Source organism: Fibrella rubiginis (genome assembly GCF_017353185.1).
Taxonomy (GTDB): Bacteria; Bacteroidota; Bacteroidia; order Cytophagales; family Spirosomataceae; genus Fibrella; species Fibrella rubiginis.
The window spans coordinates 262722-287913 of the sequence record NZ_JAFMYV010000003.1; the positions used below are offsets into that span (position 1 = coordinate 262722).

Here is a 25192-nt window from a genome sequence, read left to right on the forward strand (position 1 = left end):
ATGAAATGGAGTCATTCCACCAGCAACGTATTTCGTCAATGCCGTCGAAAATATTTCTTCAGCGACGTGCTGCCGGCCCATCGCCATAGCAATGCGTTGCGCCGGAAAGCGTTCGAGCTAAAAAATATGCAGGATCTGACCATGTGGGCGGGGAGCGTGGTCGATGCCTACCTGACCCAGGAAATCATTCCCTCTATTGCCCAAGGACAGCCGTTGGACTTCGAATCATTTGCCGAAGCTGCGGTCCAGTTGGCCAACGCTCAGTTTGACTTTTCAAGTCAGGGCTTATACGCCAATCAGACCAAAGAAGCAGCGGGTATGGTGTACTGTATTCTAGATATCCACGAAATCAATCAACCGTATGAGTCGGCGGATGTCGATGCGGCCTACGCCACGATTCGTCAGGCTATTCTAAACATTCCACGCCTTCGGATGCCAGATAACCGGCAGTCGCTACTCGAATTTTTGCAACAAGCCTACAGTCTGCGCGCGGACGTAACCAACCGCTACATGCGGGTAGAAGAAGCGTACGTGTGCCCCCAGATCGACTTGATTGCCTATGTGAACGGTAAACCGGTTGTCATCGACTGGAAGGTATCACTCAGCCCGACCAGTGATTACGCCCGTCAGCTGATCATCATTGGCTTAGCGATTCTTCGGCATCGGAATCTAGTGGTGACCAGTAAGCAACCCTACGAATACAGTGATATTCGGTTACTGGAGGTCAATTTAATCAAAGACGGCGGCCATGTCTGGGAGCATGCCTTTACCCAAGAGCGGGCCAATGACATTCTAGACGATATTAATTTGAGTAGCGGTGATATTACTCAGCTAACCAAGGACCGGCTTCCCAAGGAAATTCCAATCACCGATTTTCCTGGTCTGGAATATGGTGGTTACCTGTGCGATACTTGTCCTTTTTACGCACTTTGTACCCATCTTAACCAACATAACAACGAATACGATGAAGAAGCATACGCTGAATTTGTTCGTGCTTACCAATGCGCTTGAGCTAGACTTTTCTTACAAGCTCATTTCGGTCGAGTTATCGACGACGGCGGGCGCCCCCGCTGACCACTACCGTGAACTGCAAAATCTGGCCCGGAAAGTACGGTCGGCCACTCAGGGGCCGGCGGCTATCGTGACCCGGGCGGGCAAAAAGTACATTGCGATCCCGGCGGACCGGACGCTGGCCAAATCCATTGTTCACCGCTCCCCGTTGTGTGGTATCGTCCGGCTCAATTTTCCGGCCAATGCGCCCATCTATACCCTTAGGATGGCGGGCTGCTCGGACGAAGAACACTCGTTAGTAATTGAATTTCTAGAATTCGCCATTCGCAAACAAATAAAAGATACTGGTCTGGTCATTGAAGATCAGACGGGCCGGTTCTTTTTTAAGGAGCCTTTGGCGAGTCCCCACGGCGCAGTCATTGACATGCTGGAGGGCTTTGTGATAAAGATTGTCGCTGAGGGACGCGATCAACTGACCATTTCTTTGGACATATCGTACCGGTACGTGGATAAAAAGCCACTTTCCACATCGGTTAATGTTTATAATGCAAAAGCGTTTGATCAGCAGTTGCGCCAACGGAAGCGGGGTCAGAAAGCCTTGATGATGTTTGGCGACTCGTGGTTTCTGGTGGAGATTATGGGCTTCGGTAAACGAATCGACCAGCAGGAATTTGAGGATCGCAATAAGAAAATACGAACCGTCTACGAGTACACGCGGACCGAAACCAAGGATCACGCTTTCCAGATAGCCAAACTGCTTCGTCCTGACGATGTTTCAGTCGTGTATTGTTACCCAGGTCGGCGGGACAGTTCGGATGAGTTGCGGCATGGAGCCGCTTCGCTGATGCGCTTGGTGTACGATACCCAAGATAAGGATGTACAACGAATGCACCGCGAGTCCATTCTGCCTACACCCAAACGATTTGATAACATCGCCCGGAAAGTGGGTCAATTTCTGAATAAATTAGCTTTCAACGGCCAACCACTGACGATTCATCAGGCTCCCCAGCAGGAAACGCTGCGGGAGTGCCCTGCGCCGGACTTACTCTTCAATAAAAGTAAAGTAGTATCGATCCGCCCCTCGTGGGGTGACCATGCTCTGGCGCCTAACCTAGCCGAACAGCGCCGGAAATGGGTGCAGAATAACGGCTTTATGGGCAAGTTTCATACCGTTCCCCAGTATCTTTTTGTGCCCGAGTCGCATCATCAATTTGAGGTAAACGAAGCGATGATCAAAGTCTTTCAGAGCGATTTTGACCGTAAATTACGGCAACTGGCCCCCAGCTTTACAGGCTTTACGAAAGTAATTACCTACCCCTTCAACCCCAACCTATCGGCTACCGACCAAGTCAACCTGCTCAAAGTTGTAGCGGCTGAAGCGGGCGTCTCGGCAGGGCGTGGGCTGCTGATTCTACCCAGTCACGGCCGGTGTAACAAGCGGTCGATCAAGCGGTTCCATGACTGTTTGAAGAAAAAGTTTTCCCAGCAGGACCTATGGTTTCAGTGCGCATCCTACGAGCGCATTAACCGGTTTTACCGCGCCTTCCCCGACGCCGACGCGGGGGTACTCTACAAGTTGGCTAATACTAACGAAGCCTATAAATTCGATTCCTACCTGTTTTACCTCAGCACGGCTTACCTACTGATTAACCGGGTATTCCCGTACGCCTTGAAGAATTCACTGCAGTACGACATTTACATCGGCATTGACGTTCACGACCGAAATGGCGGCTTTGTGTTCTTTTATAAAAATGGGGAGAAAATTTATTTCGATTCGGTTGATGTACCCCAGAAGAACCGCCACAGCCGGGCGGAAAAACTCCCCGAAAACCTCATTTATGAGAAACTGTACGAGAAGCTCAAACTACACATTCCCCACATCTGCCCAAGTCCGAACGGCATTATTTTAGCTCGGGACGGCCGAAGTCATGGCGGAGAACCCGCCGGTCTACAGCGCACAATCGCTCAACTGCAGCAGGATGGCATCCTGAAGGCAGACTCCGTCGCATGGGCGGTGGTCGATATTCACAAGCAAAGTGCGATCCCGCTGCGGGTAGCCCTGGCTGCCAATGAGCAGCGACCCTACGAATTACCCACGATCGGCACCGTAAAAAAGCTGGGACGCCACTTAACCGAAGCCTTTGTCTTTACTACTGGCTATCCCTTTAAGCTCAACGGGTCCGCACGTCCGCTTCACGTAAGTTTCATTGAGGGGACGGCGAATTTTGATCGAATCATTGAGGATCTGTTCGCCCAGACGCTAATGGCCTTTTCCGCCCCCGACCGACCCTGTTCGTTGCCCATTATCATTAAGCTGCTGGACACATTCTTAGAGCCCCTCTCCTACACCGAAGAGGACTGGGGAGGCAAGCCCGTAATAGCTGCCGACCTGGATACAGACGAGGTGGATCAAGAAATTCTCCCGGATGACCAAAATCTTTAACCCCATGAGTGAAATCGGTTATCTTTCTAATCAGTACGAACGACTCGCGCAAACCAACCAGGTGTTGAATGAGGCCGTGCTTCTGCTAAAAAAAAGCTGGTTGCTGACTCAGCCCGGCACTCGGCGTAAATATCCAAACCTATCGGTTAACGCTGAAGAGCTTAACCGGGCGCAGGCCTATATTCTGGAGGTGCTTAAGCCCATGGTATATCCAGCGGAGTGCGGCCCGACTGGCCGCTTGATTGAATCCAAGCAACTACCGCCAAGCGCTGAGCTAAAGGATATCGTAACCACTATTGAGCAAAACGGTATCCTGCAGGAAAAGTATTTTTCTACGCTGAACCGGCTATTGGACGTTCTGGACGGGGAGCGATCCGTCTTATTTCGAAAATTGCGAACCGGTAAATAAAACATATGCTGAAGGGTGCTTTTCACGATTTACTATCCCGCATCACCAAACTGAGTAACAGGCTTATCGACGCCCCTTTCGATCAGGATTTAGATCCGGCTTTTGTCGACCACACCCATGAGCTGCTAGCCGGGTTAAAGCAACAGGTTGAAAACGTAATCGGTGATGGGTTGTTAGCCGAGCCGCTTTTTGCCAGTGATTACCTGCGTCAATTTCGATCGTTGAACGACCACTGTACCGAGTTGGAGGTAAATCGCTGCTTGGTGATTCGGAATTACGGCAAGCCGGAGCGCTACCTGAACAAGCTCATTGAGCGGATTTACCAGGAAATTGGGTTTGTTAGCACGCGCCGTATCCCCCTGCTGACCACAACCGCTGCACCGCAAAACTACTACTGGGTATATCCCAAACACGATATCATCGGCGTGCCCCCCGGTGGCGAAGATGATCTGCTGCACTTATCTGATCTGTACCACGAAATAGGTCACATCATTTTTATGCTGGCTTACGTATTTTCTGGTTACAACTGGATAACCGGTAAGTTTGAAAAAAACCTACAGGTGCATTTTAATGATCAGATCTTTGAAGCTACTCAAAATCAGCTGCCTCCCGTGTTCTGCCGGAAGCTCGAAGGATGGCGGGACATGTGGTTGAAAACGCAGGAGTGCAAGTGGCTGGAAGAATTTGTCTGTGATCTAATCGCTACGTATCTAACAGGGCCGGCTTACGCCTGGACTCATCTCAAATTAGTGCTTTCTGAAGGAAAAGCCAGTTATGATCTTTACGGAACCGAGTCGCCTAACCATCCAGCGGACGAAGCCCGGTTTCGGGCCATTCGCTTTATGCTTTTTGAAACCGGGCAGAGCGAATCCGTTAGCGAGTTAGACGAGGCCTGGGAATTAGTAAAAGGGGCCTATCAAAAACCAGATTACTACGATAGTGCCTGCCCGGATGAACTCCTCGAAGACTTAGCTAGAACCGTTTATCAAAACTGCCAACGGCAGACGCTACAATCCTATGCCGATCAGTGTTCGGTAGCCGCCAGCCGGCCTGTTTCGGCCCTGTTAAATGAGGCTTGGCGGCAGATTCACGCGGCACCGGAACGCTTTGCCCGTTGGGAAGCAGACGCCATTACGTCCATTAAGCAGTCCATTCAGTAGGATTAAGCATGCCGAAACTGTTGGTCAAAATACCGAATCATGCCCGCAAAAGGAGCGGTTGCCGCCTTCATGGTCTGGATTTCTTTTTCAACCCGGATTCTGGTTTTCGCACTAATGCCCTCATCTGCCAAGGTAAGCCGAAACGTGTCGTAAATGTTGTAAAAAAAGTAGCGGAGTTCTAACAACTCCTTTCGGTTAAGGCCATACAACCGTTCCGCTTCGTCAACAAAGTGCTTGGTGGACTTATGAGCGGGCACTATGTAGACGCGTCTGAGGATGGGCTCGACTTCCCAACCGTAGTACTGCTCCGGATTATCGACGTACGGATTGAGCAGGTAGGGCCGCTCGGCCTGGTGCTGAGCCATAAAACTGGCCAGGGACATCCCGTCCGAATCGTTGATCGGATCAGGGACGCAGTCATGAGCCATTTTTTTTAGCTCATCATCAGTTGTGATGGGCGTCACGAGTGGACCGGTCAACTGACTTCCGGCAATGGGAAACTCATCGCGTTTGAATATTTCATTGCAAATTTGGCAGGAAACCAAATAGTTATCGTAACAGTAGGCCAGCCACCAGTAGATACTCTTAGGCCGGTAGTGCTCCACGTCACCGTGCGCCACCTCCTTAGTGGTCGCTTCACAATACGCACATTTGTTAACGGTCTCAATCCAGAGTTGGTCTTTAACTACCTTCCAATGGCTAGATTTGAAACTATGGACGCCTTCCCCGGCTTGCAACAGCGCCCGTTGTTGCTTGAGCAAATCCAGCGTTAGTCGCTGGCGTTTTATGCCTCTAAAGGTATCTGGTACTGCCTGCGGGGTCCGTTCACGGGTTAAGCCAATCATGAATCTCTACGCGCTTTTAGTTCGGATTTAATCTCGCGCAGCAGATCCAGTTGGTCGTTGCCGTAATTCATGTTTGAGCGTTGATTTTGAGGAAGCTGCTCAATCTGAGTAGCCAGATAATGCAGCTTTCCTTGAGGGGGGTCTTTTCGCCTTTTCAGCGATTCGTACTGCTTTTTAAGTTCTTCAACCGCCAGGGATTCGTCTGTTTCCAGATCAAAAATAGGCGACAATAAAAGTTGGTGCAATAAAAGCCGGTCAGGAGTTCCCCTGAACGCTTCCAAGGCGATTTTCCCCCGGCTGGTTCGTTTCAGGGCGTAGAGTTCATGCTCCTGAGCCTGTTGAGCAAGCAGGGGTGAATGCGTGGTGGCAATGAGCTGCAGGTTTGGTAGCTTGTGCCGGATATAGTCCAGTACTTTACGCTGCCATTTTGGATGCAAGTGCAGATCGATCTCGTCAATCAACAAAAGGCCATGGGCTTTTAGGGGTGATTGGTAATCATTGAAGGCACTGCTGATCCGGTAAAGCAGATCACCCAACCATCCAATCATATTTTGGTAGCCATCACTGAGTAGATGCAACGGAACTTGAGTTGAACCATAAAGAAAAATTAAATGTCCTTTCTCTTTATCGATCGAATGAAACTTAACAGCGGGCAAAAAATCATTTAACGATTGACGAATAATATCCAGTCCTTTCCCATTCGTCCGGTAATCGACTTCCATCGCCCAGGTATTGAGCGGATTTAAAAGGGCCTCCTGGTTGAACAGGGTAGCCACGTTGGTAGCCCGGGCTTGTCTGAATATCGTTTCACCACCCCGGCTGAAACCAGTGCTCCGGTTCAGCCGCCGAAGCGAGCCGTACCCAACCACAAAATAGTTTTGGGTAGCATGGGCCAGCGCAGCATCAATTTCAGCCAGTTGGTCTTGATTGGCTAAAACGATGCCCTTCAGCGTATCGCCCCGATTAATAGTTAATTGAATAGATCGTTCTTCACCCGCCTGGGTGAGCAGGGTGGCGGATAGTTGACAAAACGGGGCACCAAAGGATATCCAGTCATCCGGCGTATTCAGCAGTTCAGCGAGGGCATCACTGCCCCCCATTACCAGCGCAACGGCTCGTAGCAGATTCGTTTTTCCCGTGCCGTTCTCCCCAATAATCAGCGTCTGCTTGCGGTTCCCCGACGGCTGCGCTAAATTGAGTTCCATTTCCTGAATGCCCCGAAAATTCTGAATAGTAATACGTTTTAAAAACATAGTGCAGCAAAAATTCGGCCAAGTACAGTCTCGCCATACCCTTTAGGATATTTTAATCCATCAAATGGATCGACACTGGCGAGCAAATGTAATTAGCAATACTAAATTTCCGAAGAAGGGAAATGGTTAGTTCAACGTCCGATACTCATTCGGGGTGTAGCCGACATGCTGCTTGTCTTCTCCTGAAATAGATTGTCAGTTTTTCACCCCAAACGACCACGGCGGCAGACCGTAACCTTTTTCCAGGATTGGACAGGTCAACGCTATTTAGGATATAACACCAGTCTAACGTACCGAAAAAAACACTTAATTTATTTAGGACAAGTCAATTTTTTCGGATCGGCACGTTTATTTCCTTTTCAGCCACCTTAGTCATGGTGTTGAGGGCTAGAATCAACAGATTGACTTCTTGTAAAGCCTACTCTAACTCAGCGTTACGCTGTTTAAGGGCGGTAGCATCCCGTTTCCGATTAGACCGTCATTGCGGTTGTTTTCATGGCCGGTAAAGTTATCAGCCTTATCTACATCTTCTGCCGGTGCACCTGCAACCAACCCCGAAGTGTATAGCTGCTGTGGATGCATAGATCAGCCATTATCCGCCTTTTGCCCTCTCCGCCGAACAGGATGCGAAAAACAGCCGACTCTTTGAGCTGTTCGCTGTACTGAAGACGACCGCATCGGCGGTTCGACTAATAGGTCGCGAACATGGTCTTGCATGATTACGGTTCGCCGTTGCGGTCGTTTTTTGGTGAGAACTGACAACCTATTTCAAGCTAAGACACACTCAGTATAGCCCCTAAATTATGTCGGTCTGGAACGACAACCTAAATCGCTGTACGTCGTCTTGCGATCAACGACGTGTAAACTACCAACCCGACCAACAGCGAAAATAGAATCAACGATGACCCCTGGGTACCGAAACCTAAGCCACCTTTTTCCGTAGGTTTGGTTAGCAGATCGCCGAACGTGGCACCAAAAGGACGAGTCAATACAAAGGCAATCCAGAACAGCACAACCGACGAAATACGGGTAAAGTAGTGCGCCAGGATCACCAGGCCGATCAAACTGCCAATCAGGATTGCGCCCCCACCAAAGCCCAAACCAGAATCGTCTGCCAGGAAATCACCCAGTGCAGTACCCAGCGTGTTCGAAAACAAAATGGCCGTCCAATAGAACAGTTCGGGGCGGGGGCGACTAATGTTGGTAACCGATAAACTTTTCTCAGTGGCATACCACACGCCCAGCACCAGAATCAGGATGCTAACCAAAATGAGCGAACCCGTAGCGTAGCCTAACCCCAGCGTTCGGTCCATATAATCGGACATGGTCGTACCAGCCGTGCTGGTGGCTAAGATCACAGCCCAGTACAGGGCGGGTATGTACCGCCGGGCCGTGAGTTGACCAATGAGTGTGAGGATAAAAACTCCCACTAACAGCAACGAGCTGACCGCGTACCCTACCTTTAACGTCTGCGCCAACAAATCGCCGGCTGTTTCGCCGAGCGTGGTGGCACAGATCTTCATAATCCAAAATAGGAGCGTTATTTCCGGGACTTTTTTCATGCTGTTTTTTTCATGCGTTGGTGAAACAGCGCACGTAGCGCCGTTGGTAAGACTAACAACAATAAGGGCAGACCTGCCACAAAGCCGCCGATAACGGCCACCGCCAGCGGCTGTTGCATCTGAGCACCCAGCCCGAAGCCTAGTGCTAGCGGCATCAGGGCTAGAATGGCCCCGATGGCCGTCATTAGTTTAGGCCGGAGCCGGAGGGCAATGGCATAGTTGACCGACTCGTCGACGTCGCCGGTACAGGCCAGGGTATGTTCAAACTGGTTGACCGTAAAAATGGCGTTTTCGGCGATGATGCCTACAATCATAGGTCGAAGTCAAGGCGAACTATTCCCTTCCCCAACGCAACCGGTAGGCCGGTCGGGCCGTATCGCCAATTGACACTATTGTCTTTAATCTTAAGAGAACTATGTATAGAATGTTACACAAACAGGCGATAATCGGCCTGCTGGCCCTAAGCGCCGCAGCCTGTAATGATCACCGGGAGCAGACTGACCTGTCGCCAACGGTCCATATTGTTTCGCCAGTGGCCAATGCCAAAGTAGTCCGGGGTGACGGTCGGCCCGGTGCCGGTAGTTTCAACGGCAGCGGCTTCGAGATCAACGTGGAGGTGGTGACTCATGACTCGGTCAATGTCATCACCAACGAAAGCCTCAACATCCGCAACACCGCCCTGCTGGGCAGCCCCAATCCCAATATGCCAGGCCTGACGGTCCTTTTTGACACGGATTTGGTGAAGCCCGACGGGGGCATTATCCCGAAAAATACGAATCTGGCCAGTCTGTTTAACATTGCCGGTACCGACGACACCCCCGGCGCGGGCGTCACGATCTGGACCGGCTGGCACGTGCTTGAATCGTTGCCAGTGGGCGTCAATCAGTTCAGCATTACCGTGTCCGTTCGGGATAAGGCGGGCAAGACGGGTACTGACAAAATTACGCTCAACGTAGCCGAAGGTAACGGCATTGCCACCAGTGGGCAGGCCCTGACGCCCCCCCCGCTGGCCACCCTCAACACCAGCGGTGCGGTTGACCCGGCTGGCCCGGTGGTCACGTTGCTGGCGCCCCGCGTGCCGTCGAGCGTGGCGACTGGACCCAAAACGTCGCCCACGCCACCCACCAACGCGTCGCTGTTTTTTATCCAGGTGTCGGCACTCGACGTGAGCCGGGCGGGCATTGGGGTCAACGAAAACGGCGAGGGCCGCGACGATGCCACGCGGGGCACCATCGTTGACCCCACCCAGTCGTCGAAAGGGCCAAACCGCTACGTAACCGGCCTGAACGTAACCTTCGACGTGCCCCTGCTGCAACCCAACGGCAACATCATCGTGGCGGGGGGTAACCTGGCCCCGGTGTTTAACATTGCGGGCAGCGAACTCGACCCCACGGGCTACGTGCGGAGCACCTTTGGCTGGGTAGTGGGTGGTTCATTGCTCCTGCCGCCGGGCAAAACGTCCGTGACCATCACCGCCCGCGTGACCGACAATGCGGGCAAAACCGGCAGTGCCGCCAGCGTGGTGCAAATCAGCCCGGTGGTGAACGGACAGGCCCTGACGCCGAACTTATAATCGGATAAATCAACCAGGCAGGGCACCGGGCGCGTTAGGTACGTACTGCGCCCGGTGCCCTGCCTGGTTGATCCAAATGCAGCCTACAATCGACACGCTTACTCAACGAAAACAACCCATGAGAACGCCACTAGTATCCCTATTGCTCCTAAGCGCACTGACCGCCTGTCAGGATCACCAGCTGGTAGACGTAGGCCCCCCAACGGCGGGGGCCGTGGCCATATCGGCCCAGGACCGGGTCTACACGGCGGACCAGAGTTCCAACACGGTCTCGGTCATTGACCCCTCCACCGACAAGCTGCTGGGCGTGATCCGCTTTGGCAGCGCCCGGCCCAACGACTTTAGCCCACTCTACGACCGGGAGGCCAACGTGCATGGCCTGGGCATTTCGCCCGATAACCGCACGCTGGGCGTGGTGTCCACGCTGACCAATTCGGTTAGTTTCGTGGACCTGACGACCAACAAAATCAAGGGTAAAGTCTACGTCGGGCGCAACCCCCACGAAGGCTTCTTTACTCCCGACGGCAAACAGTTCTGGCTCACGGTGCGGGGCGAGGACTACGTGTCGGTGATTGACGTGGCGGCCTTGCAGGAAGTCCGGCGGATACCGACGGCCAAAGGACCGGGCATGATTGTGTTCCGCCCCGACGGGCTAGTGGCCTTCGTCAACCACTCGTTCACCGCCGAGCTTGACGTGGTCGACACTAGAACCTACCAGGTTATCAAACGTATTCCGACCGTAACGCCCTTTTCGCCCAACATCGCCGCCACTTTCGACGGGCAGCAGGTTTGGTTCACCCACAAGGATGAAGGAAAAGTCAGCGTGGTCAACGCGCAGACCTACCAGACCGAAGGCGTAATTGACACCGGACCGGGCACCAACCACGTCAATTTTGCCGGGGCCGGTGGCGGCTCACGCTATAGCGGCAGTGCCGCCGGCGAGTTCGCCTACGTGACGGTGGGGGGCGAAAACGCCGTGAAGGTCTACAGCCGTAGTCGGCAACTGGTGGCCACCATCCCGGTCGGCCCCAACCCCCACGGGGTGTGGCCATCGGGCGACGGCAGCAAACTCTACGTAGGCCTGGAAAACGGGGATGCCGTGGACGTGATCGATACGAAAACGAACACAAAGATCAACCAGATACGCAGCGGGCAAGCCCCGCAGGCCCTGATCTACGCCGTGAAAGCGATCCCTGAGGGCGCCAGCGGCCAGGCTAACCTGGAGGCCTTTGACCCTACCACACCTATCAACGTCCGCCTGACACCCGCCGGTACACCGCCTGTTCCCGGCGTTGGCGGCGGGGTGACACTGCGGACCACCGGGGGCATCGACGAGCTGATTCTGGCCCTCAAAAAGCTGACGCCCCTGATGAAGTACACGCTCTATTTGTCTGATCAGAAAGGCGCGGCGGTCAACCCCGAAGCGGTGGTGGCCTTTGAGACGGATGACAAAGGAGCCGTAGAAATCAATGCCTACTACCAGATCAAACTGCGGCTGGCGGGGCGGTACTTCGTCGTGCTGCAGGGCGACAAAAACCCGTCGGGTGGCGTCGTAGTAAGTACGCCTTAACCGGACGATACACGGTCCACACCCTTATGCTCGATTTCCGCCTGAATGTCTTTTATACCGTTGCCAAACGGCTCAGTTTCACCAAAGCGGCGGCTGAATTATTCGTCACCCAGCCCGCCATTACCAAGCACATTCAGGAACTGGAAAGTCAATTCGGGATGGCCCTCTTCGACCGACGGGGTAATCAGATCAGCCTCACCACGGCGGGAAACGTGCTGCTGCGCCACGCTGATACCATTATCGGCAGCTACCGGCAAGCCGAATTCGACATGAACGCCCTCAAGGGGCAGTCGGGCGGACAACTCCGACTGGGGGCCAGTTCGACGGTGGCGCAGTATGTGATTCCGGCGGTGCTGGCCCGCTTTGGTGAGCAGTCGCCGGGGGTGATTCTGTCGCTGATGAGCGGTAACACCGAACAGATCGAACAGGCGCTGCTGACCAACGACATCGACCTGGGACTGGTGGAAGGCCGGACACACCACAGCGACATTCGCTACACGCCCTTTGTGAAAGACGAACTGGTGCTGGTCTGCCGCGCCGACCATCCGTTGGCGAGCCGCGACGAACTCACGCTGGACGAGCTGAAAACGGTTTCGATTGTGTTGCGCGAACGCGGTTCGGGGTCGCTCGAAGTGGTCGAACACGCCCTACGGGAAGTGGGTTTACGGTTGACCGACCTCACCGTGAGGATGCAGCTGGGCAGTACTGAGGGCATCAAATCCTACTTGGGTAATTCGCAGAGTATGGCCTTCGTGTCCATTTTCGCGGTGCAGGATGAACTCAAAAGCGGGACCCTGCGGGTGCTGGACGTGGCGGGTCTGACCATGCAGCGCGACTTTTATTCGATTCAGTTGCAGGGCGTAGGCGAAGGGCTGTCCGACACCTTCATGCGGTTTACGAGGCAGCACTATAACCGGAGGTAATCACCCATCAAGAACGGTGATTGGCCCCGGGGCGGGGGACCAGGTACCTTTGTTTCATCAATAAAGCAACCGGTTATGAACCCCGTAACAATCACCCAAAAACCCGACCAACCCCAGCCTGAATCCCTGTTCAAACAGGCTCATGGCCTGTTCTACCACACCTATACTACCCGCGAAATCATTTTCGGGGCTGCTCTGATTTTGTGCCTGACACCCCTGATGTCACCCCCGCTGGCTCTGTTGCTGGGCCTGATTATGGCGCAGTTTGTGGGGCATCCATTCCTCCGTCTGAACAATAAATTAACCCACTGGCTGTTGCAGGCCTCGGTGGTGGGGCTGGGCTTCGGCATGAACGTGCACAGTGCGGTGCAGGCCGGGAAAGAAGGCGTTCTGTTTACGGTAGCCTCCATCGCCGGGACGCTGACGGTGGGGATTCTGTTGGGCAAATGGCTGAAGATCGACCGCATAACGGCTCACCTGATCGCGGCTGGTACGGCTATTTGCGGAGGTAGCGCTATTGCCGCTCTGTCTCCCGTGATAAAGGCCGAAGAAAAACAGCTATCTGTGTCATTGGGAACCGTTTTTATGCTCAATTCCGTTGCGCTGATCGTTTTTCCGCTCATCGGGCAGTGGCTGCACCTGACCCCGGCTCAGTTTGGTTTGTGGTGCGCTCTGGCCATCCACGACACCAGTTCGGTGGTGGGCGCAGCTGCTAAATTCGGACCGGAAGCGTTGCAGTTAGCCACGACGGTAAAACTAGCCCGCGCCCTCTGGATCATTCCGGTGGCTCTCGGTACGGCGGCTTTGTTCAAGACCGGTAAGGGCAAGATCACGATTCCGTACTTTATCGGCCTGTTTATCCTGGCCATGGTCGCCCATACGTATCTGCCCGTTGTTGAGCCGGTAGCTCAGGTGCTGGTGCATCTGGCTCACATTGGCCTAACGCTAACCCTGTTTTTGATTGGAGCCGGTTTGTCAGTTAGCGTGATCCGGGCGGTTGGCTGGAAACCAATGGTGCAGGGCATCGTTCTATGGATACTGATTTCGGTAGTATCTCTCTACGCTATTCTGCACCTTGGTTGACAGTCATTGACTGACTAGCCGACTGACGTTATTCTGACCAATTCAAGACTGTTAATGACCATAAAATGAAAATCAACTCTTCTAACCACTTCGACCGCCGGGGCTTCCTGAAAGCAGGTTCCCTAACGACCCTCACCGCCTTACTCGGCACTAACATTGTCTTTGCCGACCGCCTGCCCAAAAACTACCTACCCCTGGCGTTTGACCATATTGGCGGGCCACCAGACCCAATGGCGACCAAAAATAAGGGGCTGGTGGTGCTCAACGACAAACCCTGGAACGTGGAAACACCCGCCTACCTCCTTGACGATGCCGTGACACCCGCCGACAAAATGTTTATCCGCAACAACGGCCTCATTCCGCCCACCATCGACGGGGCCAACTGGACGTTGACCATCAACGGCGAGTCGGTGAAAGCGCCGAAGACCTACACCCTGAACGACCTCAAAACGAAATTCAAACCCTACACCTACCAGTTGGTGCTGGAGTGTGGCGGCAATGGCCGGGCGGGATTCTTCCCCAAAACGTCGGGTAACCAATGGACCGAAGGCGGGGTGAGCTGCGCCGAATGGACTGGCATCCGGCTCAAAGACCTGCTCGCCGATGTGGGCCTGACCGACACCGCCGTGTACATTGGCTACTACGGCAAAGACCTCCACCTGAGTCAGGACCCTAACCAGCCGGTTATTTCGCGGGGCGTACCCATTGCCAAAGCCCTCGAAGACGAAACCCTGATTGCCTGGGCCATGAACGGGCAGGATATTCCACTGGTACACGGCTACCCACTACGGCTGGTGATTGGTGGCTGGCCCGCATCAGTATCGGGAAAGTGGCTGCATACAATTGCGATTCGTAATAAAGTCCACGATGGAGCCAAAATGACGGGCAAGAGCTACCGGTTACCCATTCACCCCGTGATGCCGGGGATAGACCCGCCCGAAAGCGATTTCAGAATCATCGAATCGATGCCGGTAAAGTCGGTGATTACGTCGCCCAAAATGGGGCTGGAACTGCCCATGGGCCAAACGCTGGCCCTACGCGGCCATGCCTGGGCGGGCGACCGCAAGGTGAATGCCGTAGCCGTTTCGGTCGATTTTGGGGCCACCTGGCAAGCCGCCGACCTGAAAACGCCAAAAAACCGGCTTGCCTGGCAACACTGGACGACGGAGGTGAAACTACCGATTCAGGGGTATTACGAAGTCTGGGCGCGGGCCACCGATGATGCCGGGGTGTCGCAGCCGATGGTAATGCCGCAGTGGAACCCCGAAGGCTACTGCAACAACGCCTGCCATCGCATTGCCATCAAAGTAGTTTAACGAAAAACGACAATACCAACGCCATGAAGTCTAACTCCAACAACGCACACCACTGGCTACTGGGTAGCCTGTGCGTGTGGCTACTCTGCGCCGGAGTAGCTCAGCAACCCGCACCGCCCAAAAAGACAGTGGTCAAAGCTCACTCAGCAACGTCGGCCAGAAAGGTTGCCAAACAGAAGCCTGTGATGGCAACGCCTGCATCGACCACTATGGTCAACGCCGACGGCGTTCCAGTCGATTCTGAATCGGGGCTGGCCCTGGACAAAAACCGGATGTTAGTGCAGGGGCAATGTACGGCCTGCCACTCCAGCAAGTTGATTTTACAGAGTCACTTCGACCGGGAGAAATGGGTGGAGCGGATTCGGTGGATGCAACGGACGCAAAAGCTCTGGGACTTAGGCGAGTCAGAACCCGCTGTGCTCACTTACCTGACCAAATACTACGGCCCAATCAAAACGCCGTTCGATGGTCGGCGGTTGCCGCTTGATGCGCCGAAATGGTACAAGGAAGCAGGGGGGTAAATCAGGTGATTCCAGTGGCACAGCGAAATTTGGGCGATTCAGCTTGATACTGACCACTTTTTGAGGGGCGTGTCCTGCTACAATCAGTTGATGTTTCGGGACACTACAGCTTACAACAAATAAAGCCTAACCGGTATGGGTTAGGCTTTATCAGTTAAGGAGGCTATAGGTTTTTGGGCTATCAGTTGACTGTGCGGTGATCCCGTTGAAGCTCTTCAATAACTGTTATAAGAACGTCTACCCCTTCGGCAATCTCCAAAATACTTAGTTTGCCAAGCCGCACTAACCGAAGGACCGCTTCTTTCTGCGTTTCAGTTCTTGCCTTGACCCTTGCTTCTTGTACTTGGACATTGACCATTTGGATAGCCTCAGCATTGATGGCCAAGGTACGTTCGTAAGCAAATCGCTCGGCGGGCGTCATCTTTCGTTTGTCCAACTCATCGATAGTCACTTGCAGCCAGTCTTCATTCCAGAACTGGGGAAACTGAGTCGGTTGGGCCGTTGTTTGAATGGCTTTCATCATGTATACCCGTTTTTCCCAATCAGTTGTAAACCTGACCAACCTACTGGAGAAACTGCACTCGGCCCCTGCCGACGACTGTGTGAGGGAACTGGCCCGCAGTGGCCAGCCACACGTATTGATGTTCGATGATTGGCGCATCCCGACACTGAATCAGCAGGCGCGGCTGTCGCTGCTCCAGGTCATAGAGGACCGCCACGGCGGGGCTGCACCCATCCTCACCTCGCAGTTACCGGGCAGTAAGGGCTACGACTACTTAGGTAAACTGACGTTTGCCGATGCCATTGCGGACCGGCTGATTCATCAGGCCCATCGCATCGAGCTGCGGGGCGAGTCCATGCCAAAACAACGCCTTTAGAGCATGTTGGGGAATTGTGTTTGGTGTCGTAGCTGAATACGCTGCAACATGACCTGAATATTGGCTAGATATAACCAATTGACAGAGGAAGATACCGTGTATTCATAATCTTTGACGATACGTCGAAAGAAATTTGTCCAGCTAATACTCCGCTCAACAACCCAGCGTTTGGCAACGGGTACAAACCCCCGGGTCGATTCGGGACGTGACGCTTTCTCAAAATCGACGCTCCACTCAGCTAGTTCGCTGGCAAAGACCCCATTGTATGCCTGATCGCCAAAGATTTTCTCTAACCGCTCCCCACACCGCCACAAGATGCTGACAATGAGCGGCACAGCTAGGGTGCCATCGTGAACATTAGCGGCATCCACATCGGCGACCCACAACCTCCCTTGTGTATCCACCACATAGGTACGCTTCCGGCCATTGACGAGTTTGTGGGCATCACTACCGCGATATTCATAGATCAACGGAGCTAACTTAACGGATTGTGTATCAATGCACAAAACTGAAGGCAACGGGGCTCGACCCGCTTGCTGACGGTCAAGTTGATTGACCGTTGCGTTGATACGCTCAAACAAACCTGCCTTCTTCCACTGGTCAAAATAGTAGTAGACGGCTTGCCAATGCGGCCAGGTAGGCGGCAGATTACGCCACTGACAACCAGTGCGCAACAGCCAGAAAATGCAATCTAAAATTTGGCGCAAGTCGTGTTTACGCTTGCGTTGCAGATCAAAAAAAGGCGAAATTGCTGCCCACTGGTAGTCAGTCAGTGGCATCCACTGAGGAGTCATGTCTTTGTTGCTTGGTCGCTACAAAGTTGACCTGACTACCAGCTTTTTACAATTTCCCAACACGCTCTTAAAGGAACAAGGCTGATCAATGGGCAGACAATTGAGACGGTTGGTAAAAACCAGTTGAATTTTTGGATATCGCACCGATTTGGCGCACTTAATTCCGGGTTTATCAACAATTTTTTTGGTCTCGATGAAGCCCGCATCCGGTTAGGACTAGAGTACGGTATTACCGACCAGTTTACCATTGGCATTGGCCGGAGTTCGCAGGAAAAAGTATATGACTTTTACGGAAAATATAAGGTATTACGGCAGTCGAATAAAATGCCTGTTACCCTCACGCTTTACGGAAGTAATGCCATCAGCACGGTTGTCAGTCGTACGCCATTGGAATCAGGAACAGTGATGCGCTACTATACCAATCTGGACCGCATGACGTATACCGGGCAGGCACTGCTGGCCCGGAAATTCAGCGAACGATTTTCGCTTCAGCTTATGCCCACGTTTTTGCATTTCAACAAAACAGAGACGGCTGATACCCCAAATGATTTATTCGCCATGGGCGTTGGCGGTCGCATGAAACTGACAAAACGATTAAGCATCACCGGAGAATATTACCATCGAACGGGTACCATATCCAGCACGACCGATTACCATAATTCATTGGCGCTGGGATTTGATGTTGAAACGGGTGGTCACGTTTTTCAACTACATTTTACCAATTCAAGAGGAATGATTGAGCGACAGTTTGTTGCCCAGACCACAAAGCAATGGCGTGACGGAGGTATTTTCTACGGATTTAATATCTCCAGGAGTTTTAGCCTCGACAAAAAGCCGAAGGAACTGGCTAAATAAATTTAGTTTATACCCATAACCAGCCAACAGCATGAAACGCTACATCATCCTGTTTATCGCACAGGTATTTCTATCTTTTCCTTCATTTGGGCAGTTGTTTTCAACGCAAACTGGTGAGACCAGCTTTTTTTCAGAAACGCCCGTCGAAAACATTGCGGCCATTAATAAATCAGTTGGTGCCATGCTCAACACGGCGACGAACGAAATAGCCGTCGGCATAAAAATGACCGCCTTCGATTTTCCAAATAAGCTCATGAAGGAACATTTTAACGAGAACTATGTAGAATCGGAAAAATACCCGATCAGCATGTTTAAAGGAAAAATTACCGAAGCGATTGACTACGCAAAAAACGGAACGTATACCGTAACAGCCAAAGGACAATTAATTATCCACGGTATTGCGCAACCAAGAGAACTGCGGGGCACCTTGACCATTGAAGATCAAAAGATTACGCTAATCAACAATTTTGACGTAAAACTGGTAGATCACAAAATTGACGTACCCAAACTGGTTTTCACAAAAGTGGCCGAAGTCATTGCGGTAAAATCGAAATACGTATTCAATCCCTACGTAAAAAAATAATCCTTTTCTGTTTCTCGGCAGTATTTCGATAGCCGCACCTATTGTTTCATCCATACTACGCTCACCCCACCGGTTTGGCTCGCATCGGCGTAGGGAACAAGCACCAGGTCGCGGGCCTTTCCGTTTACCAGGGCACTTATACCATGCGGCTGCGTGCCAACCCAGCGGGGCTATTTGCCCTGTTTTCGGTGTTTGAGCACCACGGCAGGCGGCAGGAGCCAGCCTTACCCGACCACCGTAACGGGGCCATCTCCCCCTGTTCTACGCAGCATCGCTTTCGTTGCAGGCCCTTGCAGGCGAAGTGTGCGCTTGATGCGCCAAAAGCTGGATGAGTAGCCGATTAAATTTTGATCGACTACATAACCTTTAGGGGGATGTAGCTGGTTTAGCAGAAACTGCCAAAATTCTCACCGGCAGTTTATCATCCAACTCAAGCTATGAAGAACTCACTAATCTTCCTCTGTATGGTTATCGGCCTGTTTATGTCAGTGAATACACTGGCTCAGAATGCTACGCCCGACGGTAAACTGTCGGTAGAGGAGCGTATGGCTAAGGCCCGTGCCGCCAGGGCTGAAAAGCGATCAAATGCCTCGGCGGCTAACCAGTCCGGGTCGCCTCAAAAAGTAATACGGGCAACACCAGCCGACTACAAAGCCCCCGTTGACAAAGTACAGAAAGGCCCTAACGGAGAAGTTGTTTATACCGGCGAACGGGGAGGAAAATATTACATCAACAAGAACGGCAACAAGACCTTTTTAAGCAGCAACCAGTAAGCTTTTCGCCACCAAACAGCCTGGTGGCGTTGACTGATAAACCCGCGTTTGTTGACTGGCCCTGTTCCCTACGGTTGCACAAGAGGCAGTTGGTCATAATTCCACAACACTGAGGCAGGTTCACCACGTTTGCGTTCGGGCCAATAATCTAGTTAACACGTCGAATAAATAGACAACTAACTGGAATGGGGCTTTTTCCTTGATAGCATGGTTTTTGGCAAGCCAGTTTGCAGAGCCACACCGGTAATGATTTCCCCGTTGGAAGTCGCCGGTGATGGACATAACGAATCAACCAAAAACAGCAATGGAACGTGAACCGTTATACGCCACTAGTCCCAGCGGAGGGATGGATTTTATGAAGCGCATTTCTTGGAGCGCCGTATTTGCCGGGGTGCTGGTTGCTATTGTTACACAGATGCTGCTTACCCTGCTGGGTTTGGGCATTGGTCTGGGTACCATCGACGCCGTTCAGGAGCGCAATCCAACGGATGGATTGGGTACGGGTAGTGCCATCTGGTACATCATCAGCAGTCTGGTGTCGCTGTTGCTTGGCGGCTGGGTGGCGGGTCGGCTGGCAAGTGCCCCCCGGTTGTTCGACGGCATTATTCACGGGGTGTTGACTTGGTGCCTGGTCACGCTGCTCACCATCTATTTCCTCACTACAACCATTGGCAGCATCATTGGTGGTGCAGGCAGGCTGGTGGGTGGTATTGTGAGCACAGCAGGCTCGGCTGCCGCCGCCGCCGCACCCGGCATTGGTGATGCCGTAAAAGGACAGCTTAAAGAGAACGGTGTCGATCTTGACAACCTGGATCTGGGCGATCTGAAAAACGAAGCCAACAAGATTCTGCGCCAGACGGGTGACCCAAACCTGAATCCAAAAACCCTGGAGCGTAAAGCCAACCAGGCGGGCAATGAGGCCGAAAATGCCGCCGACAAAGCCGCCAGCAATCCACAGGCTGCCGACGACGTTGCGGGTGGTTTGTTTAACCGTCTTTTCAAACAGGGGCAGGCTACTGTCAACAGTGTAGACCGGGAAGACGCCGTTAATGTGGTTATGAAGCGAAGCGGTAAGAGCCGGGCCGAAGCGGAGCAGACAGTCGACAACTGGATTAAAACCTACGAGCAGGCCCGTGTCAAGTTCGAGCAAACCAAGAAAGAAGCCGAAGTGAAGGCCCGCCAAACGGCTGACGACGCTGCCTCGGCAGGTTCAAAGGGTGCCATCTTTGGGTTCTTTGGCCTGCTCCTCGGCGCCGCCGCTGCAGGATACGGTGCCAAAATGGGTACCGACTCCAAAGACGATGACAACCGTCTTGACCGTCCCGTGCGCCCTGTGCGGTAAACGCACAAACGGGGTAGGCTCAGCTGTCAAATGCCAGGCAACGCCCCACAACCTTACCCAATACCGAACGTCCGGTCTGTTATGTAGACCCTCGTTATAAATCAACGTTTTTCAATTCAACCCAAAACTAGTTCCAGACATGGCACTTACCGTAGTCGGCATTTTCGACAATGCTACCCAAGCCCAACAAGCCGTTGAAGCCCTTGTTAACAAAGGCATCAGCCGCGACAACATTGATCTATCTGCCAGCCGCGACTCAGAAGGTAGCAACACCGGCATGACCGGCAGCACCAACAATACCGGTGCCATTATTCCAGACCGGCACACCAACACATCGGGCACAATGACCGAAGAGGTTGTAGACGACACCAAAGATGTGGGCAGCAGCATTGGCAACTTCTTTAGCTCACTGTTTGGTGATGACAACGACGACGATCATCGCCGTTATGCTACTGTAGCCGAGCGGGGATCAGTAGTAACGGTACACGCACAAACCGAGGCTGAGGCCGAAGATGCCGCCGACATTCTGGATGATAACGGCGCTGTGGACGTAGACGAGCGTGCTGCCCAGTACGGGTACGGAGCTACGTCGGCCAACATGACCGACACCACCCGTCCGGCTGTGACCGACGGCGATCAGACGCTCAAAGTCATCGAAGAGAATCTGGAAGTGGGCAAGCGCACAGTAGAAACCGGCGGTGTTCGGCTGCGGAGCCGGATTATCGAAAAGCCGGTGGAAGAAAGCGTGCGGCTGCGCGAAGAGCGCGTAGTGGTGCAGCGTAACCCCGTAAACCGTCCTGCCTCAACGGCTGACCTCGATGCCTTTAAAGAAGGCCAAATCGAATTGACCGAACATGCCGAACGGGCGGTGGTGTCGAAAACGGCCAACGTAGTTGAAGAGATCACGGTAGGGAAAACTGTATCGGAGCGCGACGAGGTGGTTCGCGACACAGTCCGCAAAACCGAAGTCGACGTTGAGCAATTGGGCAATACCGAGCAGACAACCCGCCCGGCTAGCGGCGATCAGAGCACCGACACCGACGTGACTTACTCAACGAAGTAAGCGTCGACACCTATTAGTAACAGCCCAGTAAACAACGTGGTAGCCTTCAACAAGCGCCACGTTGTTTTGCTAATAGGTCAGTTCGGCCGGTACATATGACCTGTTTCGACCTGTTCCATCATCTCATTTCTTCCTGCATTCATTCTGCTTATATGGCAACTCTGTTACTCGACCATTTGAGGTCGGTTTTTACAGGTCCGGCAATCAATGACCTGGCCCGCATCACTGGTGAAGACATCGCCCATACCCAGAAAGCAATTGATGGCTTACTACCGGCTATCACAGCGGGTGTCATTAACCAGATAGCGACAAGCGAAGGGGCCACAAAACTCAACAGCCTGTTAACTACTACTTCCTTCAGTACCGATCCGAGTGTCAATCAGTTGGTTGGGCAGGATGAACACCGGCAGAAAGCCGCCGCGTCGGGTAATCGGCTGCTCCAGCAACTGTTCACCGATCGCGTTGAGCGACTGCCCGAGGTTATTGCTTCGCATAGCGGTATCAATACAAGTTCAGCCAGCACAATAACCGGCCTGGTTATGTCGGTGTTGATGGGCTTTTTGCACAGGGAACTTACTACTCAGAACCTGACCGGATCTCAACTCGCCAGTATGCTGCGGGGAGACTCGGAGTCTGTACGTAGCGCCATACCTGCCGCTTTACTCCCGTTGCTCGGCTGGTTTATCGGGGGCGACACAACCCGTCTGGCAACACCCTTACGTACCGAAACGGTCAGTCAGCCCATCAGAAACGATCAGGCAGCGGGCACTCCCTGGTGGCGGTGGTTACTGTACCTGCTGCCGATGCTGTTGCTGTTTTTGCTGTTGCGTAACTGTGGTAAGGGAGACAATAAAGCAACAACCACTACCGACACAACCACAACGGCACCAGTAAATAACGGTGCTGGCGCGGCAGTAACGGCCGATACAGTAGCCAGCGATCTGGACGGTAACGGGCCAGATTCTGTGTCGCTAAACAAACCGGAAGTACGGGTGGGCGTAGACTTGCCCGGCGGGCGGCAACTGAACGTAGCCGAAAACTCATTCAACTATTCGCTGGCCAGATTTCTGGCTGCCAAAAACGGTAAGACGCCCAAAGTATTCACCTTCGATAACCTGACGTTCGATACCAATTCGGCCCGGATTACAGATAAGGCGCGGACTAACGTAGACGATCTGATTCAGATCATGCAAGCCTACCCCACACTAGCGATCCGGATTGAGGGCAACACCGACAGCACCGGCGACGACGCCATTAACGACCCCTTGTCGGGTGAGCGGGCCGAGGCGGTGAAAGAAGCGCTGATCAAAGGAGGTATCTCGGCCGACCGCATTGCCACCCGCGAACGGGGTGATTCAAAGCCAGTAGCCTCAAACGCGACGCCGGACGGGCGGGAGAAAAACCGCCGCATCGACGTTATTGTTACCAAAATGTAGGGTCACCACTGATGCCTGTTTTACTTAAAAAGCCGCGCCAGCTATTGCTGAGCGCGGCTTTTTAGTCAATAAATGTTTTTTGTAACTGGAACTGGTTGGCTTCGGGCTTTGGTGGGCTGGCGCATGGCCCTTCGACAAGCTCAGGGTGACAGCCCATCTAATGCAGTTCAGGTGCCTGATTCTAGTTTCCTGTCACCCTGAGCTTGTCGAAGGGCCATGCGCCAGCCCACCAAAGCCCGAAGCCAACCAGTTCCAGTTACAAAGAACATCAACACCAGAATCCTGATCAGGCTCGCTTCTTTTTACCTTTTGCGCCACCTGCCACGGCTACGGGCTGCCCTTTTTTGGTCATCGTGACAGGGTCCCATTCCACCACTTTCTGGTCGAAATAGCTTTCGTTGCAGGCCAGCACAGGCGCGGCGGCGCGGAAACCGAAGACCGGATCTTCGATGGTGCCCTGACTACCCAGCCGCACGTTTTTGAAGAAGTCGGTAAAATGGGCCGTGTGGGCATCTTCGTTCTTGGGGGCATCGAAACGCACTTCTTTCACGGGTTCGGCGGTGCGGGTTTCCTGAGGATACTGCGCGTCGTACTGCTCTTTGAACTGCTGCTTCACCGGTTCAGTGAAGGTGAAATAGCTGTCATAGCCGCCATAGCCTGGCGCAACGGGCAGCTTCTTTTTGGTCAGAATGAGGTTGTCTTCCGAAAACTCGATCTGCCCTTCGTTGCCAATGATGCGCGTCACGTTGCTGATCTTGCCCGCGTTGGCGAAGTTCACCCGCAGCACCATCTGGAAGGCCTCGTGGTTGTCGGTTTTGGGGTAGTCCATCACGCTCGTCATTACATCGGGCACGTCGCGGCCATCTTTCCAGTAAGCCAGATTACCCGACGAGAAAATGCGCGTTGGCCCCAGCGAATTGGTCACGAAATGTACACCCGTGATGAGGTGAACGAACAGGTCGCCCGCCACGCCGGTGCCGTAATCTTTGTAGTTGCGCCACCGGAAAAATCGCTTGGCGTCGAAGGGCCGTTTGGGGGCGTCGCCCAGGAAACGGTCCCAGTCCAGCGTGGTGAGTGAGGCATCCGGTGGCACCGAGTAGTTCCAGGCCCCAATGGCGTTGAAGCGGTCGTTGTTCGATTCGATGTAGTTGATCTGCCCAATGTCGCCTGCCTGCACCATACGCTTGGCCTCCTGAAACGACGAACTGCTGATGCGCTGACTGCCCACCTGCATCGTTTTGCCTGATTTCTTCCAGGCGTCGATCACGGGTTTGCCTTCGTTGATGTGCTGCACCATCGGCTTTTCGCAGTAAACGTGCTTCCCCGCTTTCAGGGCCTCGATGGTGATGTGGTCATGCCAGTGGTCGGGCACTACCACCAGCACGGCGTCGACGTCGGGGCGGGTCAGAATTTCGCGGAAATCGCGGGTGGCGAAGAGTTCTTTGTCTTTGCCAAAGGCCGTTTTGGCGTGCTCCAGACGGCCATCGTACAGATCCGACACGGCCACTAGCTCCACGTCGGGGCTGCGCAGGGCGGCCATCGTGTCGTAGTTACCCTGAATACCCATGCCAATGGTGGCAATACGGATTTTGTCGTTAGGGCTGTTGCCTACCAGATTGGGGATGTAGGCGGGTGCGCCAACAAGGGGCGTGTTGCCTAAAACGGCTTGTATACCCCCCGTAGCGGCCAGGGCTGTGGCGGTGGAAAGGGTCTTGATAAACGTCCTGCGACTGGGTGTCATGGCGATTTGTGGTTTCCGGGAAAAGCGTAAAAAAGGGGGTACTTACCCACTACTAAAC

At 53.3% G+C, this 25192-nt stretch carries 25 protein-coding genes; 18 read left to right on the forward strand and 7 right to left on the reverse strand.

Features of this window, described 5'->3' with window-relative positions; all coding sequences use genetic code 11:
- The 4 genes from J2I47_RS08025 to J2I47_RS08040 are packed head-to-tail and all read left to right on the forward strand — an operon-like array spanning position 1 to position 5023.
- Entirely contained in the window at positions 1 to 1011 is a 1011-nt protein-coding gene (locus J2I47_RS08025) for a PD-(D/E)XK nuclease family protein (RefSeq protein WP_207364047.1), read from the forward strand.
- Positions 965 to 3454: an argonaute/piwi family protein gene (locus J2I47_RS08030; RefSeq protein ID WP_207364048.1), complete on the forward strand. Its 2490-nt coding sequence runs from the start codon at positions 965 to 967 to the stop codon at positions 3452 to 3454. The genes J2I47_RS08025 and J2I47_RS08030 overlap by 47 nt, the downstream gene beginning before the upstream one ends.
- 4 nt (positions 3455 to 3458) lie before the next feature.
- Positions 3459 to 3863, forward strand: a complete 405-nt coding sequence (locus J2I47_RS08035; RefSeq protein ID WP_207364049.1) for a hypothetical protein — start codon at positions 3459 to 3461, stop codon at positions 3861 to 3863.
- A gap of 5 nt (positions 3864 to 3868) precedes the next feature.
- Positions 3869 to 5023 carry a hypothetical protein gene (locus tag J2I47_RS08040; protein ID WP_207364050.1) on the forward strand — a complete coding sequence of 385 codons (1155 nt, stop codon included), beginning with the start codon at positions 3869 to 3871 and terminating at the stop codon, positions 5021 to 5023.
- Positions 5024 to 5025: 2 nt separating this feature from the next.
- Here the strand turns inward: J2I47_RS08040 and J2I47_RS08045 are convergent, their stop codons facing one another.
- From J2I47_RS08045 to J2I47_RS08060, 4 genes are all read right to left on the reverse strand, one after another.
- On the reverse strand, positions 5026 to 5868 hold the full coding sequence (locus J2I47_RS08045; protein ID WP_207364051.1) for an HNH endonuclease family protein: 843 nt from the start codon (positions 5866 to 5868) through the stop codon (positions 5026 to 5028).
- Entirely contained in the window at positions 5865 to 7121 is a 1257-nt protein-coding gene (locus tag J2I47_RS08050) for an AAA family ATPase (protein WP_207364052.1), read from the reverse strand. The genes J2I47_RS08045 and J2I47_RS08050 overlap by 4 nt, the downstream gene beginning before the upstream one ends.
- An 824-nt stretch (positions 7122 to 7945) precedes the next feature.
- A complete protein-coding gene (locus J2I47_RS08055) occupies positions 7946 to 8644 on the reverse strand; it encodes a COG4705 family protein (protein WP_229374408.1) in 699 nt (232 codons plus the stop codon).
- Positions 8645 to 8679: 35 nt separating this feature from the next.
- Positions 8680 to 8997: an efflux RND transporter permease subunit gene (locus J2I47_RS08060; RefSeq protein WP_229374409.1), complete on the reverse strand. Its 318-nt coding sequence runs from the start codon at positions 8995 to 8997 to the stop codon at positions 8680 to 8682.
- A 101-nt stretch (positions 8998 to 9098) separates the two neighbouring features.
- On the opposite strand from J2I47_RS08060, the gene J2I47_RS08065 reads away from it, so the two are divergent.
- The 6 genes from J2I47_RS08065 (at position 9099) to J2I47_RS08090 (ending at position 15669) form a co-directional block, all read left to right on the forward strand.
- Entirely contained in the window at positions 9099 to 10256 is a 1158-nt protein-coding gene (locus J2I47_RS08065; RefSeq protein ID WP_229374410.1) for a hypothetical protein, read from the forward strand.
- A gap of 118 nt (positions 10257 to 10374) precedes the next feature.
- Entirely contained in the window at positions 10375 to 11826 is a 1452-nt protein-coding gene (locus J2I47_RS08070) for a YncE family protein (protein WP_207364054.1), read from the forward strand.
- Between the two features lie 26 nt (positions 11827 to 11852).
- On the forward strand, positions 11853 to 12749 hold the full coding sequence (locus J2I47_RS08075; protein ID WP_207364055.1) for a LysR family transcriptional regulator: 897 nt from the start codon (positions 11853 to 11855) through the stop codon (positions 12747 to 12749).
- 75 nt (positions 12750 to 12824) lie between these two features.
- The gene (locus J2I47_RS08080) at positions 12825 to 13832 is read left to right on the forward strand and encodes a YeiH family protein (protein ID WP_207364056.1); all 1008 of its coding nucleotides are present in this window, start codon (positions 12825 to 12827) and stop codon (positions 13830 to 13832) included.
- A gap of 65 nt (positions 13833 to 13897) precedes the next feature.
- Positions 13898 to 15148 (forward strand): sulfite oxidase, encoded by a 1251-nt coding sequence (locus tag J2I47_RS08085; RefSeq protein ID WP_207364057.1) that lies wholly within the window; start codon positions 13898 to 13900, stop codon positions 15146 to 15148.
- Between the two features lie 23 nt (positions 15149 to 15171).
- A complete protein-coding gene (locus J2I47_RS08090; RefSeq protein WP_207364058.1) occupies positions 15172 to 15669 on the forward strand; it encodes a hypothetical protein in 498 nt (165 codons plus the stop codon).
- A gap of 181 nt (positions 15670 to 15850) precedes the next feature.
- On the opposite strand, the gene J2I47_RS08095 is transcribed toward J2I47_RS08090, so the two are convergent.
- Positions 15851 to 16192 (reverse strand): hypothetical protein, encoded by a 342-nt coding sequence (locus J2I47_RS08095; RefSeq protein ID WP_207364059.1) that lies wholly within the window; start codon positions 16190 to 16192, stop codon positions 15851 to 15853.
- On the opposite strand from J2I47_RS08095, the gene J2I47_RS08100 reads away from it, so the two are divergent.
- Entirely contained in the window at positions 16191 to 16547 is a 357-nt protein-coding gene (locus J2I47_RS08100; protein ID WP_207364060.1) for an ATP-binding protein, read from the forward strand. The genes J2I47_RS08095 and J2I47_RS08100 overlap by 2 nt on opposite strands.
- Here the strand turns inward: J2I47_RS08100 and J2I47_RS08105 are convergent.
- Positions 16544 to 17341 carry an IS5 family transposase gene (locus tag J2I47_RS08105; RefSeq protein ID WP_207363904.1) on the reverse strand — a complete coding sequence of 266 codons (798 nt, stop codon included), beginning with the start codon at positions 17339 to 17341 and terminating at the stop codon, positions 16544 to 16546. The genes J2I47_RS08100 and J2I47_RS08105 overlap by 4 nt on opposite strands.
- Positions 17342 to 17422: 81 nt before the next feature.
- On the opposite strand from J2I47_RS08105, the gene J2I47_RS08110 reads away from it, so the two are divergent.
- From J2I47_RS08110 to J2I47_RS08140, 7 genes are all read left to right on the forward strand, one after another.
- Positions 17423 to 18196, forward strand: a complete 774-nt coding sequence (locus J2I47_RS08110) for a DUF5777 family beta-barrel protein (RefSeq protein WP_262899007.1) — start codon at positions 17423 to 17425, stop codon at positions 18194 to 18196.
- A 31-nt stretch (positions 18197 to 18227) separates the two neighbouring features.
- Complete coding sequence (locus J2I47_RS08115; RefSeq protein ID WP_207364062.1) at positions 18228 to 18779, forward strand: YceI family protein; 552 nt, start codon at positions 18228 to 18230, stop codon at positions 18777 to 18779.
- Between the two features lie 41 nt (positions 18780 to 18820).
- Entirely contained in the window at positions 18821 to 19111 is a 291-nt protein-coding gene (locus J2I47_RS08120; RefSeq protein ID WP_207364063.1) for a hypothetical protein, read from the forward strand.
- Between the two features lie 105 nt (positions 19112 to 19216).
- Positions 19217 to 19552 (forward strand): hypothetical protein, encoded by a 336-nt coding sequence (locus tag J2I47_RS08125; RefSeq protein WP_207364064.1) that lies wholly within the window; start codon positions 19217 to 19219, stop codon positions 19550 to 19552.
- Positions 19553 to 19856: 304 nt separating this feature from the next.
- Positions 19857 to 20894, forward strand: a complete 1038-nt coding sequence (locus J2I47_RS08130) for a YrzE family protein (RefSeq protein WP_207364065.1) — start codon at positions 19857 to 19859, stop codon at positions 20892 to 20894.
- Between the two features lie 139 nt (positions 20895 to 21033).
- A complete protein-coding gene (locus tag J2I47_RS08135; protein WP_207364066.1) occupies positions 21034 to 21957 on the forward strand; it encodes a YsnF/AvaK domain-containing protein in 924 nt (307 codons plus the stop codon).
- 152 nt (positions 21958 to 22109) lie between these two features.
- Positions 22110 to 23393 (forward strand): OmpA family protein, encoded by a 1284-nt coding sequence (locus J2I47_RS08140; RefSeq protein ID WP_207364067.1) that lies wholly within the window; start codon positions 22110 to 22112, stop codon positions 23391 to 23393.
- 286 nt (positions 23394 to 23679) lie between these two features.
- Here the strand turns inward: J2I47_RS08140 and J2I47_RS08145 are convergent, their stop codons facing one another.
- Positions 23680 to 25134, reverse strand: coding sequence for a Gfo/Idh/MocA family protein (locus J2I47_RS08145; RefSeq protein ID WP_207364068.1), 1455 nt, complete (start codon positions 25132 to 25134; stop codon positions 23680 to 23682).
- Between the last annotated feature and the right edge of the window lie 58 nt (positions 25135 to 25192).

Bases quoted from the DNA above. Each gene is read 5' to 3' on its own strand.
- J2I47_RS08035 (WP_207364049.1), top strand. From the start codon at position 3,459: ATGAGTGAAATCGGTTATCTTTCTAATCAGTACGAACGACTCGCGCAA.
- J2I47_RS08100 (WP_207364060.1), top strand. From the start codon at position 16,191: ATGTATACCCGTTTTTCCCAATCAGTTGTAAACCTGACCAACCTACTG.
- J2I47_RS08075 (WP_207364055.1), top strand. From the start codon at position 11,853: ATGCTCGATTTCCGCCTGAATGTCTTTTATACCGTTGCCAAACGGCTC.
- J2I47_RS08050 (WP_207364052.1), bottom strand. From the start codon at position 7,121: ATGTTTTTAAAACGTATTACTATTCAGAATTTTCGGGGCATTCAGGAA.
- J2I47_RS08055 (WP_229374408.1), bottom strand. From the start codon at position 8,644: ATGAAGATCTGTGCCACCACGCTCGGCGAAACAGCCGGCGATTTGTTG.
- J2I47_RS08080 (WP_207364056.1), top strand. From the start codon at position 12,825: ATGAACCCCGTAACAATCACCCAAAAACCCGACCAACCCCAGCCTGAA.
- J2I47_RS08090 (WP_207364058.1), top strand. From the start codon at position 15,172: ATGAAGTCTAACTCCAACAACGCACACCACTGGCTACTGGGTAGCCTG.
- J2I47_RS08070 (WP_207364054.1), top strand. From the start codon at position 10,375: ATGAGAACGCCACTAGTATCCCTATTGCTCCTAAGCGCACTGACCGCC.
- J2I47_RS08125 (WP_207364064.1), top strand. From the start codon at position 19,217: ATGAAGAACTCACTAATCTTCCTCTGTATGGTTATCGGCCTGTTTATG.
- J2I47_RS08140 (WP_207364067.1), top strand. From the start codon at position 22,110: ATGGCAACTCTGTTACTCGACCATTTGAGGTCGGTTTTTACAGGTCCG.
- J2I47_RS08065 (WP_229374410.1), top strand. From the start codon at position 9,099: ATGTATAGAATGTTACACAAACAGGCGATAATCGGCCTGCTGGCCCTA.
- J2I47_RS08130 (WP_207364065.1), top strand. From the start codon at position 19,857: ATGGAACGTGAACCGTTATACGCCACTAGTCCCAGCGGAGGGATGGAT.
- J2I47_RS08135 (WP_207364066.1), top strand. From the start codon at position 21,034: ATGGCACTTACCGTAGTCGGCATTTTCGACAATGCTACCCAAGCCCAA.
- J2I47_RS08115 (WP_207364062.1), top strand. From the start codon at position 18,228: ATGAAACGCTACATCATCCTGTTTATCGCACAGGTATTTCTATCTTTT.
- J2I47_RS08095 (WP_207364059.1), bottom strand. From the start codon at position 16,192: ATGATGAAAGCCATTCAAACAACGGCCCAACCGACTCAGTTTCCCCAG.
- J2I47_RS08060 (WP_229374409.1), bottom strand. From the start codon at position 8,997: ATGATTGTAGGCATCATCGCCGAAAACGCCATTTTTACGGTCAACCAG.
- J2I47_RS08105 (WP_207363904.1), bottom strand. From the start codon at position 17,341: ATGACTCCTCAGTGGATGCCACTGACTGACTACCAGTGGGCAGCAATT.
- J2I47_RS08145 (WP_207364068.1), bottom strand. From the start codon at position 25,134: ATGACACCCAGTCGCAGGACGTTTATCAAGACCCTTTCCACCGCCACA.
- J2I47_RS08040 (WP_207364050.1), top strand. From the start codon at position 3,869: ATGCTGAAGGGTGCTTTTCACGATTTACTATCCCGCATCACCAAACTG.
- J2I47_RS08045 (WP_207364051.1), bottom strand. From the start codon at position 5,868: ATGATTGGCTTAACCCGTGAACGGACCCCGCAGGCAGTACCAGATACC.
- J2I47_RS08025 (WP_207364047.1), top strand. From the start codon at position 1: ATGAAATGGAGTCATTCCACCAGCAACGTATTTCGTCAATGCCGTCGA.
- J2I47_RS08030 (WP_207364048.1), top strand. From the start codon at position 965: ATGAAGAAGCATACGCTGAATTTGTTCGTGCTTACCAATGCGCTTGAG.
- J2I47_RS08085 (WP_207364057.1), top strand. From the start codon at position 13,898: ATGAAAATCAACTCTTCTAACCACTTCGACCGCCGGGGCTTCCTGAAA.